The organism is Alkalicoccus chagannorensis DSM 18086 (assembly GCF_000429725.1).
Taxonomy (GTDB): domain Bacteria; phylum Bacillota; class Bacilli; order Bacillales; family Salisediminibacteriaceae; genus Alkalicoccus; species Alkalicoccus chagannorensis.
Genome location: NZ_AUCK01000005.1, coordinates 1 through 17,238, shown reverse-complemented (window position 1 = coordinate 17,238; position 17,238 = coordinate 1). Strand labels below are relative to the sequence as shown.

14 protein-coding genes and 1 riboswitch are annotated in these 17,238 nt (G+C 55.0%); of the genes, 1 reads left to right on the top strand and 13 read right to left on the bottom strand.

Annotated elements, in window-relative coordinates; translation table 11 throughout:
* Positions 1-2: 2 nt before the first annotated feature.
* From pcrA to G477_RS0103620, 5 genes are all read right to left on the bottom strand, one after another.
* Positions 3-2,216: a DNA helicase PcrA gene (gene pcrA / locus G477_RS0103640; RefSeq protein WP_245575383.1), complete on the bottom strand. Its 2,214-nt coding sequence runs from the start codon at positions 2,214-2,216 to the stop codon at positions 3-5.
* A 49-nt stretch (positions 2,217-2,265) separates the two neighbouring features.
* A complete protein-coding gene (pcrB, locus tag G477_RS0103635; protein ID WP_026696796.1) occupies positions 2,266-2,970 on the bottom strand; it encodes a heptaprenylglyceryl phosphate synthase in 705 nt (234 codons plus the stop codon).
* Between the two features lie 668 nt (positions 2,971-3,638).
* Entirely contained in the window at positions 3,639-3,947 is a 309-nt protein-coding gene (locus tag G477_RS0103630) for a YerC/YecD family TrpR-related protein (RefSeq protein ID WP_026696795.1), read from the bottom strand.
* 23 nt (positions 3,948-3,970) lie between these two features.
* Positions 3,971-5,035 carry a DUF3048 domain-containing protein gene (locus G477_RS0103625; RefSeq protein WP_051287642.1) on the bottom strand — a complete coding sequence of 355 codons (1,065 nt, stop codon included), beginning with the start codon at positions 5,033-5,035 and terminating at the stop codon, positions 3,971-3,973.
* A 39-nt stretch (positions 5,036-5,074) separates the two neighbouring features.
* Complete coding sequence (locus tag G477_RS0103620) at positions 5,075-6,820, bottom strand: adenine deaminase C-terminal domain-containing protein (protein ID WP_026696793.1); 1,746 nt, start codon at positions 6,818-6,820, stop codon at positions 5,075-5,077.
* 436 nt (positions 6,821-7,256) lie between these two features.
* Here G477_RS0103620 and G477_RS0103615 point away from each other — a divergent pair, with 436 nt between their 5' ends.
* Positions 7,257-7,841: an LOG family protein gene (locus tag G477_RS0103615; RefSeq protein ID WP_026696792.1), complete on the top strand. Its 585-nt coding sequence runs from the start codon at positions 7,257-7,259 to the stop codon at positions 7,839-7,841.
* Between the two features lie 205 nt (positions 7,842-8,046).
* Here the strand turns inward: G477_RS0103615 and G477_RS0103610 are convergent, their stop codons facing one another.
* The 8 genes from G477_RS0103610 to G477_RS21440 all read right to left on the bottom strand — a co-directional run.
* Positions 8,047-8,832 carry an energy-coupling factor transporter transmembrane component T family protein gene (locus G477_RS0103610; RefSeq protein WP_026696791.1) on the bottom strand — a complete coding sequence of 262 codons (786 nt, stop codon included), beginning with the start codon at positions 8,830-8,832 and terminating at the stop codon, positions 8,047-8,049.
* Entirely contained in the window at positions 8,825-10,354 is a 1,530-nt protein-coding gene (locus tag G477_RS0103605) for an ABC transporter ATP-binding protein (protein ID WP_026696790.1), read from the bottom strand. The genes G477_RS0103610 and G477_RS0103605 overlap by 8 nt, the downstream gene beginning before the upstream one ends.
* Positions 10,335-10,991 (bottom strand): ECF transporter S component, encoded by a 657-nt coding sequence (locus tag G477_RS0103600; RefSeq protein WP_051287641.1) that lies wholly within the window; start codon positions 10,989-10,991, stop codon positions 10,335-10,337. Before G477_RS0103600 ends, G477_RS0103605 begins: the two co-directional genes overlap by 20 nt.
* A 10-nt stretch (positions 10,992-11,001) precedes the next feature.
* Positions 11,002-11,604: a YkoF family thiamine/hydroxymethylpyrimidine-binding protein gene (locus G477_RS0103595; protein ID WP_026696788.1), complete on the bottom strand. Its 603-nt coding sequence runs from the start codon at positions 11,602-11,604 to the stop codon at positions 11,002-11,004.
* Between the two features lie 218 nt (positions 11,605-11,822).
* A riboswitch (TPP riboswitch) is annotated at positions 11,823-11,926 on the bottom strand.
* Between the two features lie 54 nt (positions 11,927-11,980).
* Entirely contained in the window at positions 11,981-12,826 is an 846-nt protein-coding gene (locus tag G477_RS0103590; protein ID WP_026696787.1) for an N-formylglutamate amidohydrolase, read from the bottom strand.
* A gap of 14 nt (positions 12,827-12,840) precedes the next feature.
* On the bottom strand, positions 12,841-15,003 hold the full coding sequence (locus G477_RS0103585; RefSeq protein ID WP_026696786.1) for a M20/M25/M40 family metallo-hydrolase: 2,163 nt from the start codon (positions 15,001-15,003) through the stop codon (positions 12,841-12,843).
* The gene (locus tag G477_RS0103580; RefSeq protein ID WP_026696785.1) at positions 15,000-16,628 is read right to left on the bottom strand and encodes a gamma-glutamyltransferase family protein; all 1,629 of its coding nucleotides are present in this window, start codon (positions 16,626-16,628) and stop codon (positions 15,000-15,002) included. The genes G477_RS0103585 and G477_RS0103580 overlap by 4 nt, the downstream gene beginning before the upstream one ends.
* Positions 16,629-16,926: 298 nt before the next feature.
* The coding region (locus G477_RS21440; RefSeq protein WP_205622327.1) for a hypothetical protein at positions 16,927-17,238 on the bottom strand (312 nt) is incomplete at its 5' end.

Genomic DNA, 17,238 nt, shown 5'->3' with positions numbered 1-17,238 from the left:
CTCTATTCTTTCGTGATCGGCGCAAACTTGGCAAACAGCCGCTTGATGCCGATCTCCGGGAAGGCGATATCGAGTTCAACGTCTTCCCCTTTGCCGCGGATGCTTACGACCGTGCCTGTTCCCCATTTCTTATGGGAAGCCTTATCACCGATCGACCAGGCGAAGCTGTCGCCGCCCGTTGTCGTCCGCTGCATCGTTTTTACGGTACGCTTTTCCGCCGGACGCTGACTGCCGCCGCTTTCGACCGTGCGCCTGCCGCCGTTACTCCAAGGTACTTCCATTACACCCGCTTCGGCTGTCAATTCGGAAGGAAGTTCATAGATGAACCGCGAAGGAGGGTTGGCATTCGTTTTGCCGAAAATCGTCCGCATTCTTGCCCGAGTCAAATAAAGCTGCTCTTCGGCACGCGTGATGCCTACGTAGGCGAGACGGCGCTCTTCCTCCATCTCCTCTTCCTCCATGAGCGAGCGGCTGTGCGGAAAGACTCCTTCTTCCAGACCAGCCAGGAAGACGACGGGAAATTCCAGTCCCTTTGCAGAATGAAGCGTCATGAGAATGGATTTAACCTGCGCTTCTTCCTCTTCATCGACCTGGTCAATGTCAGCCACCAGTGCGAGGTCCGTTAAAAAGGCTGTCAGCGTCTTGTCTTCGCTGACATCTTCGAATTCCTTCGCTACTGTCAGGAATTCTTCAATATTTTCGAGGCGTGATTCCGATTCGAGACTCTGATCCTGCTTCAGCATGTCACGATAGCCTGTTTTCTCCAGCATTTCTTCGACGAGCTCCATGACAGGCAGATACTCCTGCATGTCCACCCAGCCCTTCAGTTGTTCGGCAAAGCTTCGCAGCGTGCCGCTGAATCTGGCACTGAGGCCGACCTGCTCGATTTCCTGCACCGTCTGAAACAAGGACAAATCATGCGCATCCGCATAGGCCTGCAGTTTATCCACTGTCGTTCCGCCGATGCCCCGTTTCGGAACGTTGACGATCCGGCGGAAGCTGATGTCGTCATCCGGATTCGAAATCAGCCGGAGGTAGGCAAGCAGATCTTTGATCTCTTTTCGATCATAGAACTTCGTGCCGCCGACGATCGTATACGGCATGTTCGATTTGACGAGCAGTTCCTCCAGCACACGAGACTGGGCATTCGTCCGGTAAAGGACTGCGAGATCGGAAGCCTTCATGCCGTTATCTATGTGCTCCTTCATTTTTCCGACGATATAGCGTGCCTCTTCCTGTTCATTGCCCGCTTCGTACAGCGTGATTTTCTCGCCGGCGGTATTTTCCGTCCAGAGGTCCTTCTTCCGTCTGTTCGCATTGTTATCAATCACCGCATTCGCTGCATCCAGAATATGCTTCGTCGAGCGGTAGTTCTGTTCCAGCATGACGACGACGGCATTCTCATAGTCTTTCTCGAACGAGAGGATGTTCTTGATGTCTGCCCCGCGCCAGCGGTAGATCGACTGGTCCGAGTCACCGACGACACAGAGATTGTGATGCCGGTCGGCAATCTGCTTCACCAGTTCGTACTGTGCTTTGTTTGTATCCTGATATTCATCGACCATGACGTAGCGGAAGCGGCGCTGATAGTATTCGAGCACTTCCGGCACCTGACGGAACAGCCGGATGGTCGTCATGATTAAATCATCAAAGTCCAGTGCCTGGTTTTTCTTCAATTCTTTTTCATATTTCTTGTACACATCCGCAGCGGTCTCTTCCCAGAATCCATTGGCTGATTTAGCGAAGGCTGCCGCGTCCTTCAGTTCGTTCTTCGCACTGCTGATCGTTCCGAGCATCGCGCGCGGATCAAATTTCTTCTTATCGAGGTTCATTTCCTTTACGATCCGCTTCATGACCGTCTGCTGGTCACTTCCATCGAGGATCGTGAAGTTACGGTTGATGCCGAGCCGGTCGATGTCCCGGCGGAGAATGCGGACGCACATCGAATGGAAGGTGGAAATCCACATCTCTTCTGCTCCGCGGCCGACAATCGATGCGACCCGGTCCTTCATCTCCCGAGCTGCTTTGTTCGTAAAAGTAATCGCCAGAATCGACCAGTGCGGAACGCCTTTCTCACTGATCAGATATGCGATGCGATGCGTTAGTACGCGCGTCTTTCCACTCCCTGCTCCTGCCATGATCAGGAGCGGTCCTTCATTATGTTTTACTGCTCGCTGCTGTTCCGGATTCAGTCCTGTCAGCAATGTTTCTGTCACGCTCTCACCACCCAAACATTTGTTCTAAAATCAGCTTACCTTATTCTCGTTATTTTGTACAGCGGGCCGCGGATTGGACCGCTTCCACTGTCTTCAGTGCCGCTTTGAGATCCTCATAGATAATATTTCCGACGACAATCGTGTCGGCATGCGCGGCCATTTCTGCCGCCTGTGCTGTCGTCGTGATGCCGCCGCCGTAAAACAGGCGGGCCTGTTCGAGTACCTCATCTGCTGCCTTGACGACGGACGGGTCTCCATATGTACCGCTGTATTCAAGATAAAAAACCGGCAGACGGAACAGCTGCTCCGCGGTCCGTGCATAAGCCTCAATCGACTCCGTGTCCAGCGACGTATCCGCGTTGGTAAGAACCGCTGCTTTTGCCTCCGGGTTAAGGATGCAGTATCCTTCTCCAATCAGTTCTTCCGCAGACGTAAAAGGCCCGAATTCCAGCATCGCCTGATGGTGACGGCCGATGACCCATTCTCTATCACGTGAGTTGAGCACGGAAGGGACGAGGTAATAATCGAACCCGGGAACCACTGCGTCCACGTCGCTGACCTCCAGTGCGCAGGCTGTGCTGTATCGTCGAATCCGCATAAGCAGATCCAGTGTATCTTCTTCTGTGACGTTGTCAGTTCCGCCGACAATGACCGCATCTGTCCCGGATTCACACAGCTGTTCGAGTGCGTCATCGGACAGTGTTTCGGCAGGATCGAGCTTAAAGACGTGCCGCCACTCTTCATATGTTTTCATGCTTCCACCTCACACCTCTGCTTCTCAGCGTTCAGTATAGCAGAAACGCCCCGCCTCTGCAGGTGTCCTGCGGCCGATTTCCACGTTCTTTTACGAGGACGGAAGACAGATCCCACGCAGCGGGCCACCAAGACGTCGATCCCCTGCACCTTCGAACGTTTGAAGACCATGCACCGCTGCCAGAGGCAGAAACCTGGTCGACTGGACAGACGAAGCGCGTCGCCCGGACACCAAAACCTCGTCGCCCCGCGGCAAAAGTCTGTCGCCCGGGAGAAAAAGTCCGCCAGACGGCTTCCACCCCGCCACACAAAACGAGAGGTACGTCGAGGTATCACCTGAACCCTGTCGACTCAAGCCACAACCCCGCCACTACGCTGCGCCCGCTGTAAGCGTCAAAGGAGACGTACGAAAAGAAGGCACTGTGCCTACCGCGCCGGGCGAGCGCCTTCCTCCTCCTCCTATGACATCCTCTGTTTCTAAGGACCAAAAGCGCGAAGCGCCTTTTGGTCGGAACAGCGTGCCTCGTCGCTGCAGAGTTTTCAAGGGAAGAACAGGTTCTTCGTCCTTCCCGCGCAGCGTTCGATGCCGCCGTCCCCCTGTATGAAAACTTTAGCATCCTTAAAAAAAGACTTTCCCTCAGCAGCATGCTGCTGAAGGAAAGTCTTGATCTACGTGCGGTGATGTTCCGGGTCGTGCACCCGGTCGAGCGTGAATTTGTAGCCGTCATTCCCGTAATTGATGCAGCGCTTCACCCGGGAGATGGTCGCGGTACTGGCGCCGGTTTCCTGTTCAATGCGCTGGTAGGTATCCCCCTCCATCAGCATGCGTGCAACTTCGAGCCGCTGGGCCAGGGACTGAATTTCATTCATCGTACATAGATCATCGAAAAATTGATAGCATTCTTCTTTATCCTTTAGACTTAAAATGGCATCAAAGAGCTGATCCAGTTCTTTCCCTCTTAGTTTATCGATCTGCATGGAGTGGTCTCTCCTCTCCTGGGCTAGTCCGCCCCGTCCATATCCACGTAGTTGTCCAGATCTTCCTCCGTTATGCTGATCCATGTCTGACCAGGCTGGAGCGGGATCGGTTCTCCTTCATCATCGACAGGAACAATCACCCCGTCCTGATTTTCCCACGCTGCCCGGACGACCGTACCGTCATAGGCAAGGTAGGCATCTCCGCCTGCTTCCACATCAATATCCCGGCGTCCTTCGTCATCCACCACGTCATGAGGAGCTTCTGCAATGAGAACATTGCGCGGCGCGACGGGGTCCCCTGTCTCCAGGTCTTCCATCGGCTCGCCATCGACGCTGCGCAGATAGCCGCCTTCTTCTTCGTCATACGTGAAGGTGACCCCGCTGCTGCCGCCGTAGGCAATCTCAAGGCTTTCCACGTCGTCTTCAAGCGGCGCTTCTTCCTCCGCAAAGTTGAGTTCCGGCGGGGCCGTATCGATGTCTCTGCCGCTGTCCTCCGCTGCATCCAGCAGCCCGTCCCACGACGTAAAAAGATCGTGCGGAGCAGACCGGTCTTCATACCGCTCAAAATGGACGCCGTCATATTCCAGCCCGTTAATAAAATCCACTTCCCCGGACTGGAACATCTCAAACGCCGCCGGACTGCCGCCGGCTGAAACGTACAAGGCATCGAAACCGTTGTTGAGATCGATATAATAATCTCTCGCACTTCGGACAGAGCCGATCACGTCCGGACCGCTGCTGTGAAAGACAGCGAGCAGCCGCGTGATGTCCCCTTCGGACAACACTTCCATGACGACGTCGGCTTCTTCTACCCCGGCATACGGCCGGGCCTGTGGTGCATTCTCGATCATCACGCCGAATGCACGGTGGTCCGGATCCTCCTCCGCTCCCAATCCAGTGAGCGGAAACGTGTAGTCAAAATCTTCCGGATCCTGTGCTTCCTCGTTATTATTGGCGTTATTCTCGTTGGAGACGGCAGCGTTCTCTGCTGTACTGCCTGCTTCCTCTTCCATGTTATTCTCGTTATTCTCTGCGCCGCTGCACCCTGCTGCTAGCAGGATTCCGCACAGCCATGCTGTTTTTTTCATCCTGATAATCTCTCCCCGGCTCTGCCTTCCTTTTCTAGTTTAACGCATAAGCGCGGGAAAGAGTACCCTTTTCTTTTTCACATCGATGATCCCTTTCTGCGTAATCCGCACGTACGGGAGGTGTGTGGCGGAAAAGAAAAGGAGGGTGTAGACCGGGTCCCCGAAGGCATAGCCGCGGGCCTGCATAGCTTCCCGGAAGGCCGCCTCCTGGTCGATGAGTCCTTCTTCCATGCCGAGCGCAGAAAACATGCCGGCTATCGGCAGATCTACTGCTGTTTCCGTACCATCTTCATCAAGAAGCAGGATGCCCCCCTTCTTCTCTTTCAGCCGCTGGAAGGCTTTTCTGATACCTTCCTTATCTTTTCCGATCAGCAGAATATCGCCGGCAGAGGAGAAGGAGCTTGCAAACCCATAGATATTCCCAGCGAAGCCTTTGACGAGTGTGGAGACGTTCCATCTGCCCTCCCGGTCGATCAGCACCATGAAATGTTCATCGCAGTCTTCCGGCAGCCGGTCTCCGGTTGGATCTTTCAGAATCTGATATGGCTTCATGATCACATCGTTTTCCATCTCCATTCCGAGCGGCATGGAAAAATGAAGGTCTTTTTCTCCGAGATCCCAATCCAGCTCGAGCGGCCCTAGACCAAAATCGCTCCAGTTGATATCGATTTCCGGAAAGCAGGGCTCGTCGTCTCTGCGGACCCAGCGGCCTTTCGCCAGAACATCGACTGGTCTCGGATCGTCTTTGGAAGAAAGAAAGTTGATGCTCGCAATTCTGCCGGGCGCAATGATGCCGAGGACATCGTCCATGAAGAAATGACGCGCGACATTCTTAGTCACCATATGAACAGCGTCGATGAACGGCACTCCGTGGTCCGTTGCCGTTTGGATCAGGCGCTCCATCATGCCGTGCTTCGTGAAATGAGGCGGAGATCCATCCGTTGTCATCATGAGCGAATCATAATTGTTCAAACCAAGTTCATGCAGCTCGTCCAGTAAATCAGGCAGATCATCCCGGATAGAGGAGCTGCGCAGCGATGCCGTTATACCAGAGTCGAGTCTGGCCATGACGTCTTCTCCCGTCATTGCTTCATGATCTCCATCTACGCCGAGGAGCGCCATCTGCGTGAGGGTCTTTTTCCCGGCTCCGGGAAGATGTCCCTCAATCGGCTTGCGCAGATCCTTCGTTTCGGTCATGCTGTGCAGCAGCTGGTCGTCACTCCCGTTAAGCACCTTCGACCAATCTGTCAGTTCGCCTCCCTGTACGACATAAGGGTGGTCGAGCCAGGAGCGGATGTTGGCGTAGGAGAACACTTCATTTTCCTGCTGCAGCTCGGTCTGAGAATCATACCGGGCCGACCAGAGCATGGTCATCGGTGTCTCCTGCATTTTATCCAGCAGTGCAAATGCTTTGTCCTTCTGTAAATGCAGGAAAAAAGGCAGGTTGTCACCGACCATGGTCGTCGTTCCGCGAACGGCACTGAAAGCTGCGAGGGTCATCGGATTGTACAGCTGAAACGGGTGGGCATGATGTTCAATGTAGCCAGGGACGGCAAACTTCCCTTCTGCATCCATGACGCTGTCCGCTGATTCGGGCATGTCACTGCCGATATAGACGATACGGTCTTCGTATATCCAGATATTGGCGGTGACCCACTGCCGGCGCATGCTGTTCAAATACGTGACGTCTTTGATCACGAGCGTCGGAGGCGTCTTTCCTTTCACAACGGATAAATGGGTTTTTATCTGCTTTTTTGTCCAGTAATGAGAAAATCCTTTAATCATATGATCACCTGCTCTATCTACGATGTTTGTTTTTTATTTCACAAGGAGGCCGAAAAAAAAGAGCCTCATTCGTTTTTTATCTAGTACCCGCGGTCAAAAGCAAGGAGCCGTCGCCTTTCTCCATGACCTCTCATGCTTACTCACGAAACAAAGAAAACGTTTTCATAATTGTAGCACAGTGATAAAGGATCACGCACGTGACAAATTTGTTAAATGAACATTTTTGACGGCGCCGTCTCTTCCTGTCTTCCAACAACGGGCGCGGCCGTCTTCCTTTCGCCGCAGCAGGAGGAGAAGCTGCTCCCCGATTAAAACGGATACAACTGGCACATACACACGAAAAAGTCAAAACTGTTTGAAAACATGACGGCAGAATCAGGTCTTTCGTGTTAAAATAAAAGCAGCGTTACCAATTTGTCACAAAGGGGGAGTCGGCATGAAGCGGATCACCATCTACTGTGGATCCAGCTCCGGAAGAACGTCTTTGTATGAGACAGAAGCCAAAAAACTTGGACAGGCTCTAGCAGAACGCGGCATCGAGATGATCTATGGAGGCGGCGCCGTCGGCATGATGGGAGTTGCTGCCAACGCCTGCCTGGAAGCCGGCGGCCGTGTCACCGGCGTCATGCCGAAAATGCTGCAGGAACGAGAAGTAGCTCATCCAATGCTGGATGATTTGATCATCGTAGATTCGATGCATGAACGAAAGTCACGCATGGCCGACATGGCTGACGGATTTGTTGTTCTTCCCGGAGGAGCAGGGACGATGGAGGAATTCTTTGAAATCTTCACGTGGGCGCAGCTCGGTCTGCACCGGAAGTCCATCGGCGTTGTCAATATCAATGAATTTTACGATCCGCTTCTTCATATGCTCGATCATATGGTCAAAGAGGAGTTTCTTCATGAAAGCTACCTCGGGATGATTCAAATCGCCCAGGATCCCGGCAGGCTGATTGATACGATGGAACAGTACAACGCACCGACTTTTCAGCGGTATGTCAATGACCACGAAGATGATTGACCTGCTCTTCCTCTCTAAAAACAACTGAACGACAAGCCTTTCGGCCGCTGGATGCACGCAAGTGGACGTCTTTCCTTTATCCACGGCAGCGGACGAAGCCACCGTCCTCTTCCTATAACATTTTTTGCTATCTTACAAACCAAGTTCAAAAACCGCGCGGGGAACTCCCTGCGCGGTTTTTTTATGCTTTCTCTTCCATCTTCGGCTATCCCCCAACCTGAATGCCGAATATACGTAAATATCCGAAATAATACGAAAGCCCGAAGACGACGAGGAGCATGCCGTTGATGAGACCGAAAAAGCGCCAGTCTCTTCCTGTTACCCGCATCGGATGGAAGTGGGTTCGTTCGCCGCTGCCGGTAAATCCTTTCGACTCCATCGCATTCGCCGTCCGTTCTGCCCGGCGGATCGCATTCGCCAGGAGTGGAACAGCACAGCGCTTGACCTGCAGCAGACGTCCTTTCCACCCGCGGACCCTGGTCACGCCCCGGACACGCTGCGCCTGGCGCAGAATCCGGAATTCATGCCGGAACAAAGGAACAAACCGGTAGCCGGCCAGGATGCCGTACGTGATTTTCGGCGGGAGTTTCGCCTGCTGCATGAGACTCAGCATCAACCTGGTCGGGTCGGTGGTGAGGACGAACAGCAGGGATAGACTAACAAAACAAAGAGAGCGGAGGGCGAGGCTGATTCCGACCACGAGCGACCCACTCGTCACATCGAGATGAAAAACCGAAAACAGCACGTCTCCCCCGGCAAAATTCGAACTTGTATACAGCATCGCCATCCACGCAAATCCTGCTGCAGCAATCAGGAACGGGGGAAACAGCAGCAGCCAGCGCTTTCTGGCGATACCACTGAAAAACAGCACGTAAACTTGAAGGAAAAGCAGAAACAGCAGCGGCGTCAGGACGTCAAAGCTGAAGCTGAGCAGAAACCCTGGTATGAGCACGGTCAACGCTTTGACCGCTGGATTGATTTGTTCAGCCATACCTTTTCTCCTTCCGGCCTTCAGGTGCGAGCAGGCGTGCCTGCTGCAGCAGCTCCTGTTCCCTCCAGAGTACCGCTGGACTGCCGTCGAATGCGATGCTTCCATCATGCAGGACGATGACCCGACTGCACCATTCGTGTACGAGCCGCATATCATGTGTAATGAGCAGCACTGCTGTTCCTTGCTGCTGGAGCTGGTGGAGATCTTCCATTAACCTTGTCGTGGAAGCCGCATCCTGTCCGAAGGTCGGTTCATCCAGCAGAAGCAGCTCCGGCGTTTCATCCAGCATCACGGCAGTACTGAGCCGGCGTTTCTGCCCGCCGGAGAGGGTGAACGGATTGGCCTCGCCATGGTGTTCGAGACCGAAACGCTGCATCATCCCGGCAGCATGAGCATCCGGATCCGGATGCCCATTCAGCATCGGACTGAAGGTCAGTTCTTCTTTTACGGTATCTGTGATGAACTGATGTTCCGGCTGCTGGAAAACATATCCTGTCTTTCGACGGAGTTCTGCTTCCTGCCAAGCTGTCACTTCCTGTCCGAGAAACATCACCCGCCCGGCTGCTTTAGGAAGCAGCGCTGAAATCACCTGCAGCAAGGTGGATTTCCCGGCCCCGTTCTGTCCAGTAAGTGCGGTGCATGTCCCTGCCTGTATCCGCAGGTTGATGTCGGAGAGGATGGGCGTATCACTCCGGAAAGCCGACACGGCCTGCAGCTCAAGGACATCCGGCCCGGAAACCGGCGGCGCTGCCTGAGGCGGCAGCGGCGTATAGCGTGCAGGAAGGTAGACACCTTCCTGCCGCAGCCGTTCATCAGAGAAAACAGTCTCCGGTTTTCCTTCCAGGCGGATTCCGCCGCGGGTGTCGAGCAGACAGACACGGTCAAGATAAGGAAGCCAGGCATCCGGCTGATGCTCAATCAGCAGGATAGCATGGTCTTCTTTCAAAGCATGGATCGTCTCGGCAAAAGCGGCGGCAGAAACAGGATCCAGATTGGCGGTAGGTTCATCGAGAATCAGCAGATCCGGTTCCATTAACAGCACGGCCGCCGCCGCTGTTTTCTGCTTTTCGCCGCCTGATAACGTATGGATCTCCCGATGACGCAGGCTGCTGATACCGAGCTGCGTCAATACATCGGTGATTCTCTGATCCATCTCCTTTTGAGGAACGGCTTGATTTTCAAGAACGAAAGCAAGTTCATCTTCGACTTTCATCATACAGAACTGACTCTCCGGATCCTGGAACACGACGCCGGCTTCTGCTGCAGCCTGACCTTTCGGCATGTCCTGCACACAGCGGCCGTTGAGCAGAATGCTGCCCTCGGTCTGACCTTCGACTGCTTCTGGATACAGTCCGTTGATGCAGAGTGCGAGAGTGCTTTTCCCGGTGCCGCTCGCCCCGGAGAGGAGCAGCATTTCACCTCGATTGACGTGAAACGTGAGCTCCTGCAGCTGCCATACCTCCTCGAACGCAAACGAAAAACGGCGGACGTCGAGGACCCGGTCAGGATGCGCGGCGCTCACGCTGCTGCTCCTTTCCGAGTGCATAGCCGCGCAGCACACCGGTCCGGGCCAGGCTGAGGCTTACCCAGCGGCCGAGTACGCCCGCGAGAAGCATGCCGCTCACAATCCGTACCAGCAGGGTAGCCAGCAGCAGTCCCGGGGCCAGAGCGATGAGCCCGGAGTGGTACAGCCCCCATGCATAGCTGAAGACAGCGGCCATCGCCCCGGCCGTCACCAGCACCCAGAGGCTGTAGTTCCGGTATTTGGTCATCCAGAAAGCGGACTCTGCTCCGAGTCCCTGAATGGCTGCGGATACAATCAGCATCGGACCAGCTGGACTGCCGATCAGCACCTGCACCGTGCCGGCAATCAATTCCGACCAGAACGCCGTTCCGCGTTTGCGGATGATATAGGCCGCAACGATGGATACGATAAACCAGATGCCGAAGATAAACTCATAGGCGAACGGAGCGAGCCCGATCGGCAGCAGGATATTTCTGAGCCCCTGGCCGAAGAAGTAGAACGCCAGATAAATAAAGCCGAACACGACCCCGAGCATCGACATCAGGACGATTTCTTTAAGCTTCAGTTCTTTCAGTGTAAAGACGGCCAATAGTGATTCACGGATGGTTTTCGGTTCCTGCTGGATTTCGTTCATGACACCCTCCTTATACGGCTTTCGTCGACGGGCTGTTGGCGGACACGGTGGCGGTCATCGTGACATGACCACGATCTTTCGTTTTCGACGCGTTCACGAAGGCTTCTTCCAGCGTGTCGAAAACGTGGTTCACGTTCCCATCCAGGCGGGAAGCATAATGCACCCCGCCGGAGAAGGTGCCGTGCTTTTCCGCCGTCTGCACCTGATCGGCAATGATCTGCATGTAGTCAGGATCGGCCATCGGATAGAGCGCGAAATGCGTCGCCGTCTCCACGTCGAGTTCCCGTACCACCGCATCGTTGAGCCGCTGATCATCTTCGTTCATATACGCATCCCCTTCGCTGTCACCGGGACAGCCGACCGAAAACGTTCCATTGAATACAACGTGTATCCCGGATTTCGCCGCATGGGCGAAAACGGCTTTGGCCGTATCGAAAACATGCTCGGATCTCCCGCGGATACACGTAGTAACATCATCCGTCTGCACCCACACCTTACTGGCATCCGTCTCCTTCAGTGCTCCTTTAATAATCTCTGCAAAGTTGTCTGCCATCGGGTATACAGCGAACCGTACCCCGACGATGCGGCTTGTGCCACAGCTTAGTCCATTCATGATTCATTTCCTCCTTTGATTTTTTTCCAATGACGGAGACCCGTTACCGGCTCTCCGAAAATACAGGACCATGATATTCCCTGGCAGCGCGCCGACGCGCCGGCAGCGAAAGAAAGCCAGGAAAAAATAAACGGCCGTCCTCTGCTGAGAGAACGGCCGTCGTCAGGAAATAGAAAAGCACCTGTTTCCAAAGGAAACGAGGTGCAGACATACTTAACATATTTCCGTCTGCACTTGCCCACGCCAGTATTACCTGGTTCGGGTCCTAAGGGTTAACGGAGCAGTCTCCGTCTCTCAGCTTGCTGCACCCCTAGTGCGGTCCATATAAAATTGCTGTACTTCTATTGTAGACACATGCTGCGCGGGATTGCAAGGGTCAGGATATCGTTCTCCGCTCGTCCGGTGCCGGCACGGCCTGTGCGGCAAATCGCGAGAACACGTCATACAGCTTCCGGTTGAGCACCTCCAGCCGGGCCAGATCGGCATCATCCGGTACGGCCTTCGGTTCTGCAGGCAGATACAATTTCCGGTTCAGTTCAAGCTGGATCCACGGAAGATCCGAACGACGTCCGTGAGACTGCGTGATGTAGCCGCCGAGAAACGGCGTGTTCACGGCGACCAGTGGCACGGTACCGTCTGCTTCGTCAGCAAACACTTCCTCCAGCAGCAGCCGCAGCTGCTCCATCATTTCCGCTGGAGCCGTCACTGGTTCTGTCCCCGCTGCTCCGTCCGGAAGTCCCCGATTGCTGATACAGATCAACGGACGGGCAGACCAGCCGCCGGTGTTTTTATCAGGTCCATCCGCCAGCATCGTGTGGCAGTCAACAGCGGCAACCAGTCCTGCCGCGGCGGAAGCTTCGACGAGCGCAGCGTGATACGGCTCGTGGAAAGCCTGGATCAGCTGATTCGTTTCTGTCTCCGTCAGTGCTTCCGACCAGACTGCACTGCCGAGCACGGTCTTCGTTTTGACGACCCCATCCGGATTTTCCGGGGGACGGTCCATCGGGTCCCTGTTCAGGTCCACCACGATTCTCGCGGTGTCCTGCGCAAGATAGACAGCGGCTTCCTGTTCAAAATCAAACAGCTGCTTCGTCCACGTATCTCCATCGAGCGCAACGTCGACGTCGGTCAGCAGACTACGTGCTCGAAGTTCTTCTGGAATGTCGACGCCGCCGTGCGGCACGGAAATCAGCAGTGGAAGGCGTTCCTGTTCGTTTGTCATGATGGTTCCTCCTCTTATTTCCTTGTCGATTCAGCCTGATGCTGAAGGTACTGGGCGAGCAGCACAGATCGCTGCAGCAGCTCAATGCGGTGCACGGCTTCGTTCGGAGTATACAACTGCCGGCTGGCAGGAGCCGCGCCGCACAATACGGGTACTCCTTCTCCAACTGCTCCGGCTGCACTGGAGAGCAGAGCCGACTCTGTGCCGAATGGGAGCTGATGCATGCGCGCGCAGGCCTCCATTTTTTTGAGCATCGGATGCTCCTTCTGCCGCTTCAGCGGTGGTCGGGAGGACACTTCTTCCATGTACGTACGCATGCCTTTTTTCTTATCCTGGAGCAGCCCGCGGATCTGCTGTTCGGTTTCTTCTGCAGTTTTTTCATCCAGAAACGTCAGCAGCAGCGTTGCCGTCACCCGGTGCGGCATTAGTACACTGTAGCGCTCCGAACGAATATCCTGGATCACCGCTGCAATGCGCCGTTTGCGGTCGTTGAACTGCTGCAGGTGTGCCGATTTTTCCAGGAACCAGCTGAGCACATCCACTGGTTCACTCCGCTTTCCTGCCCGCTCCGGATCGCCTTCCACGATCAAATGGAATTGCCGGGAGCCGCGCCGCTGATCGACGACTTTTCCTTCGACAAATCCCGGCTGCATCACAATCACTTCTGCTGCTTCAGCTGCTGCTTTCTTCAACATCGGCGAACTGTAGCGCATGCCCCTGCCTTCGTCAGCATAAAAGAAAATACCGGCTTTGACTTTTCCCAGCTGCCGCTCATCTTTCAATGCCTGCAGCGAGGCGAAGGCGGTAGTCAAACCGCCGCGGCTCGAAGCAATTCCTTCACCGAACAGCCACTCCTGCTCCCGCCGGTATGGCAGCGGGTAGCCGGTTCTGGCCCCCGGTACGTCCAGTGGTACGACGAGCAGCGTGCCGTCCTTTACTCCGGCTTTCGTCTCCCACGTCCAGGCTGAGCGGTGATTCGTCAAGTGCTCGACCTGCCGCAGTCCGAGTTTTTCCGCTCGTTCCTCCGCTTTTTTACGGACGCTGCTCAGGCCGACAGCATCTTCTGTACGGCTCGACATGTTCGTCCACATGTTCAGGTCGCTTTCCAGCCTGCCGCGGTTTTTCGTCAGACGCTCAAATAGTCGTCCTTCCTGTGTTTCCACCCGGACTGCTTCTTCATCGATGAAGTCCCGGCCGAAGTACCGCTCACACGTAACATCAATGATGCGGTTGACGAGCGTCGGGTAATCCATGCCGATTTTGTCCGCGGCAAAAACGAGGGAGCCGTCCGGACCGAGACTGGCCATGGAATTCACTTCGAGAATGTAGGGTTCCCCCTTCTCATCAATCCGGAAATCCACCCGCGCGCTGTCGTGGCAGTTGAGCGCTTCGAACGTTTTGACCGCGAGCTCCTGGACGCGTGCCGTCTCTGCTTCTGTTAATGGGGCAGGGCATACTTTTTCGACCGTACGGCCGCTCTGGCTCTTTTTGTCTTCATACGTATAGATCTGCGGTCCTTCGCCAAAGACGAGTTCGACGGGCGGCAGGGCCTCCGCAGGACTGTTGCCGAGCAGCGCGACATTCACTTCCCGCCCCTGGATGTATTCTTCTACCAGAGTGGGGGACTGGAATGTATCGTAAATGACCTGGACTCCTTCACGCAGTTCCTGCTCGTCTTCAACAATGCGCAGACCGAACGATACCGCCTCGTCTTTCGGTTTGACGATGAGCGGATACGTGAGATCCTCACTGATGCTGGAATCCGGCGTATCCATGACGGCAAATTTCGGCGTCGGCAGTCCCTGCTGAAGCAGAATCATCTTCGTGACAACTTTATCGAGAGCGAGGGCATGCGTTTCCGGGCCGGAACCGACGTAGGGAATGCCAAGCATTTCGAGCATTCCTGGAACATGCATGTAACGTCCCCGGCCCTGGATGCCGTAACTCAGGTTGAATACCAATCCCGGCCGTTCCCCGGAGATGACGGACGGCATGAAGTCTTCGAGGTTTTGAATCAGGTTCTTATCCCCTTCAAAGGTCTTCACTTCATGTCCCCCGCGGCGCAGGCCGTCGCGGATGCGGCGGATCGTTTCCAGTCCGTACTTCTCTTTATTCTGTACGCCGAACAAGTTAATGACGGCCTGACTTTCCCTATTGTATACGACTGCTATCTTCATTCTGAAGCACTCCCCTCATCTAGTTCATCCGGTCCGGAAGCCGTTCCGTCCCGTCGTGGATCTGCTGCACCGGTGAAGCGTCCGAACCAGCGCCCCGGTGCCTCGACTCCCTGCACACAGCCGAGATAAAAACTGTAGGCGTCCCGCTTCTGCAGCTGAAAACTGGCCAGGCGCAGGGCATCGGTGACCTCCCGTGGGAAACGAGGCTGTTCGATCTGCAGGTCTCCGCTGTCGGATGAATGAAATCTCGGGGCTGCGATGGCCTCTTCCAATGACTCATCCTGATCGATCAGCCGCGTAATCACCTGCGCCAGGGTTGTTGAAATCCGGCTGCTTCCCGGACTGCCGAGCAGATAGTGGAGTCTTCCTTTTTTGAACAGCATCACCGGAGCCACGCTGGACCACGGCCGTCCCCCCGGCAGCAGATAATACGGATGGGTGCGGTCTTTGTATTCAAAGGCGCTCATGTAATTGTTGTAAAAGAATCCGCGTTCGGCCGCCATGCGTTTGCTTCCGAAAACAAGCTCGATGGACTGGGTGATCCCGACGGCCATTCCGTTTTCGTCGACGACAGAAAGATGCGTCGTCTCTCCCGCGGTCGGTGGAGGCACGAACGTATCCTCCAGCGCGGCGTTGAAAATATCCCGAATCCGCCCCGCCGTTTCCGCAGCGTACGTCTCATCAATCATGACCTGATTCATGGACTGAGAAAAATGATCAGGATCCATCGGCATACGCTGCCGGTAATTGAGCGCAAATCGGAAGGCAAGAGCCAGAAGGACAGCCCCTGTCGGCGTATCGTTCTGAAGTTCGTCCGGGTCGAACTGTTCCATTGTTTTCAGCAGCTGGACGAGCACTCTGCCGGCTCCCGGCGGCGGGTACGTGACGACGTCGTACCCCCGGTAGCTGCTTTCCAGGACGTCCCTTTCGACGGGCAGCGGGATCTGCCCCAGGTCGATGTCCGTGATAAGCCCTTTCCGTTTCTTCATGTCCTCGACGATATCTTCGGCGATCTCTCCTGTGTAAAAATCCCGCCACCCTGCTTCGGCCATGCGTTTGAACGTCTCTGCCAGCTCCGGCTGAAACAGCATATCCCCGGGCTGCAGGGCTTTCTTTTTATGAAGGAAGCGTACAGAAGCGAGCGGATCCTTCTTCAGCTGATCCACTTCTTTATGGATGAGGCGGTGCATCAGCGGTGTAACGGGCACCCCTTCTTCGCAGGCCCGTATCGACGGGGCGAGAATATCTTCCAGCGGGAGGGATCCATACTGTTCCAGCAGGTATCCGAGCGCTGCCGGCGTAGAAGGAACTGCCGCTGCGCGGAGTCCCAGTTTCATCGGGGTATCCGGATTTTTTTGGGGAGACAGTTCAAACGGGGCCCGTGCGGAGCCATCCAGTGCAAAGGAGCGGTCTTCGTCAGGCAAATGAATGAGGCCCATCGACTGCCCGCCGATCCCCGAAGCCTGTGGCTCTGACACACCAAGACAGAACGCAGCAGCCACTGCAGCGTCTACCGCATTCCCGCCCGCGGCGAGCATCTCTGCTCCGGCTGCGGTTGCTGCCGGAGAGGCAGTGGATACCATCCCTTTTTTCGATCGTCCCGTCTGTACCTTCCGCTCTTCCATACACAACATCCTTTCCAAAATGACCATCCCCGAAGTGTTTCCCTTTCTCTGCAGCTTGCAGATCGAACACCGGGGCCGGCTGACGACAACTTACTTTTTCTCTTCAACGAAGGAAGACGCGCTGCTTCTTCTGGTCGGCACGGCCATAGAGCCGCCTCCGGTTTTGGAGAAAAAGACAGGTGTGAGGTGTTATTCAGGCCCTGCTTGAAGCAGCCGTCCTCTTTGCTATTCACAGATACACATCGTTGTTCTTTAAAAAAAGCTCGGCTGCGCCTCGCCCTTTGGGTGAAGGCGTAGCCTATTTTTTGAGCCTTGAATGATCATGAGTGATACCATGAATGCTTTCATAATAAACCGGAACCATTTCCCCTCCACATTGTTCACAGCCAAACCGTGGCGGATCCGCCGGATCCCCGGGGTCCATGATATCAAACTGAGTTACTACCTCCTTCGGGATGTCCTCGGTGATGAAACACGCCTTACAAAGAAATTCGACGCTCCCAGGCTGCTGTTTGTTTTTCGAGCTTTTCCCAGCTGAACCGGTAGCTTTCAATCGCTTTTTCTTCTGCTTCTTTTTTCTTTTGTCGATATGCTTGCGACTCAAAGGCCT